A 3,193-nucleotide genomic window follows, 5' to 3' on the forward strand; every position below is an offset into this window, starting at 1 on the left:
TGCCGCCTACGGTCGCGTAGGTCGTGCTCTGTTCCCGTTCGTTCCGGTTACCCGGTAGGCTCATCAGGGTCCCCATCGGGTTAAACCCGCCTGTCCCGCCGCTTACGCTAATATTGCGCGTTTTCAGTTCGCTGTGGTTCTTGATATGGCTTTCCCCATACGTCCCCGTACTGAAACGGTTTGCACTTTTCGGGGCATCGCTCGTCAGGATGCCGCCGTTATTTTGCGTATGGTTGAGTACCGTAACGTCCATTCCCTCTTTGCCAACGTGAACGCCCGTTTGTTCATTCACTTGGGCCATATTCATTTTGGCGTTGTTATATCCCATAGAAACCGAGGCTCCGCCGCCCGAACCATAGGCTATCGAACCGCTTGCCCCCGCTTGCATCTGCTCGCTCTTATACCGCGTTGTATCTTGACGGCTGTTGAAGACGACATCCTTCAACACCCCTTCCCATCTCCCGGCATTTATCACCGCCGCATCTAAAACCAACGCACCCTCTTCACTAAAGGTTTCCAGCTTATTCACATTGATAACGCTGTTTTGATAAGTGTTACTGCTGCTGTTCGAGTTGCCTCGACCGACATTCACCCCCGCTTCTAACCCGATGCCGTAACTGTTTCCGTTAAACCCGACAAACACGCCCACATTCCCGCCGGCACTTTGCTCTTTCGTTTGATTATCGTGGCTGTCTTTCACCCCTTTAATCTCTATCCCTTTTGGTGCGGAAAGATGCAATTTGTCCGCATCCATATCACCTTCAATTTAGATAAACTCAAGCGGTCTGTTCCTCACCTATTTTTGCAAAATTTATAAAGAAACAAACCGCTTATATTATGTGATTATTTATAGATACTCGTTAAGTAATTACTAAATGGACAAATGAGTAAGTTTGCTACCCAAATAGTTTTTTCCAAAAAGGTCGGTTTTTTTCTGCTTCTTGCCTTCTGTCGTATTCGTCCATTCTCGCTTTCCACATCTCCACCCATGCCTGATGGGGCTTGTTATAGTCAAACTCTTTCATAAAGTCGTGCGGATCTTCGTATTTGTCTAAAGGATTAATTTCAATTAACTCTCTCGGGGCAATCGGTGAATCAATACCTAAATCAAAACCGTGTATCATCGCAATCTTGGCATACATTAATACTTGTAATTGCAGATAATATTCAAAATGTACTGCTGTATGATAGACAGATCTTTTGGCATATTTGGGTATCAGTAAAATGGATAATGCTGAACGCATTTTTTCAATATTCCTCTCCGCTAAACCCACATAAAATTGATGATCTGGCATGGCAATTTTATCGCTCTTAAGCTTCCTTTCATCATTTAGAAAGGTTAATGCCCTTTCCTTCAGTAAATCAAATTCACCTGATACTGCTAACAAGGTATTGGCATTAAAAAAAGGTCGAAGATCTTTCCTGTAGTAACTCGTCTCTATATCGACAATCTCATCTCGATGTACAATCAAATAGTTTAATAATTCCGGGCTATCCGACATCAAGATACTAAAAAAATGTCTAACATTGATGCCGTTATATGCCCATTGGAAATCTTTTTTGCTCAGAATGTGCAGTTTACCTGCAATATAACAATATCGCTTAAATGCCGAAATATCATAATCATCCAGCAAGGCAAGGGAGGCTTTTGCACTATAGCCATCTTCCAAGTCATGCATTATAGAATGTATGGCTCCCTGCCAACGATTGATTAATTCCAGTGCCTCATTTAACCTGTCCCGAGCACCAAAACAATATTCTTCCGCTTGCCGTGTAAAGGCGATACTCTCCGCTAAATCCGTATCTCTGCTGCTAATTAAAAAAGTCGGAAATGCTGTTTTATCCATATTTTACCTCTCAATTTTATTCGGTACTTTAACGGGTATTAACTTAATTTCGCCGGTGGTTTTATCCACCCCCACAATAGCGGTTCTCACAGGGATATTTTTATCTTTGGCATGTTCTAAAATTCGATGCGTCTCGCCATTTTTACCAATCTGTTCCTTAACCGCTTCAATCCACTCTTCTGATAATTGATGGGTTTTACCCGCTGCTTTAGTGGAAACTTGAATCGTGCCTTGTTTGCTAATCTGTTTACTGTCGATAATCAGGGGAATCCCCTCTTTTTCGTAAACCAATACATGATCGAAGCCGTGTTTGCCGTTTGCGCCGTATGTCCCGCCTTTCACCGGCTTAAAGCCCGAACGGGCTGCTACCGAGTTCATTAACTCTTCCGTTAATTTACCGGTTGGATCGCCAACCTGAGTGATTTTATCCATTAAATCCCACTCTCGTTGATTCGTCGGTTTCAAGACCTCTCCATATTTCTCAATTTGTGCTTTACTAATATGACCTGATTGGGTTGCCACCGCCGTATCCGATTGTAATGCCATCGTTTTTAACAGGTTTTTGTTCACCCCTCTGTTGATTTGATTTCCCACCGCCTGAGGAACTTTCTTCGCCATAGCCATACCTTTCGTAATGGCTTCGCCACCCACTTTAATACTGCCTTTAGCCACTCCACCGAGCCCCGTTGCGACTGTGGCAATATCAGCAAGTAATTTCCCTGTTTCACGACCTGCATTAAACGAACCGCTTACACCCGCTTTCTCATATTCTGTTTTCAATCTATCAATTTGTTCTATATAAGATTGCTTAACAGAATCGGTTATCTTAGAAAAGGCATTATCTTGAGAAAACATTGTTTTTAACGCATCAAGGGTTTCTAGCGGGCTCATTGCCATATCCAAAATCCCTGAAACTGTATCATAAAGACTTTCCGGCACACCTGCGATAATACCGGTGGCAAAAGAAGCATCTTGCCCTATATCAACGGCATTCCAATAGGCTTTTGTTTTAACCTTACAAGCTAAATCTTTACATTCAGCAAGCTCCTTTTGATATTGGGCTTGTTGAGCTGTAGAAAGGTAATTATGCTCCACCGCACTCTTCGCACTTGCCATGGCTGAAGCCGCTGTTTCGCCATTACCCCCCGCAACCGTCGTCGCTAACGCCGAAGCCACCTGGCTTAACGCCACAACCTGTTGTTTCTCTCCCTCCGTCAGCTCGTTCGGCGATTTCCCAAACACCACCCTCGACAATATCTCCGCACTGCTTTCCGCAACAATCCCTGCCAAGGCCCCTAACGACGGGCTGCGCCCCGTCAGTTGGAACTCCACCGCCGATAACAGAC

Annotated in this window: 3 protein-coding genes; all 3 read right to left on the bottom strand. The window is 44.2% G+C overall.

Features of this window, described 5'->3' with window-relative positions; translation table 11 throughout:
• A partial coding sequence (locus tag E4T80_RS12485; protein ID WP_135058703.1) for a hemagglutinin repeat-containing protein occupies window positions 1-754 on the bottom strand: 754 nt, incomplete at its 3' end.
• Window positions 755-896: 142 nt separating this feature from the next.
• Window positions 897-1,847: an Imm49 family immunity protein gene (locus tag E4T80_RS12490; protein WP_135058704.1), complete on the bottom strand. Its 951-nt coding sequence runs from the start codon at window positions 1,845-1,847 to the stop codon at window positions 897-899.
• Between the two features lie 3 nt (window positions 1,848-1,850).
• On the bottom strand, window positions 1,851-3,193 hold a 1,343-nt coding region (locus E4T80_RS12495; RefSeq protein WP_167740743.1), incomplete at its 5' end, for a VENN motif pre-toxin domain-containing protein.

It is taken from the genome of Muribacter muris, from assembly GCF_004569585.1.
Lineage (GTDB): Bacteria > Pseudomonadota > Gammaproteobacteria > Enterobacterales > Pasteurellaceae > Muribacter > Muribacter muris.

Excerpts from the sequence above, each read along its gene's own strand:
- E4T80_RS12490 (WP_135058704.1), bottom strand. The coding sequence starts at position 1,847 with ATGGATAAAACAGCATTTCCGACTTTTTTAATTAGCAGCAGAGATACG.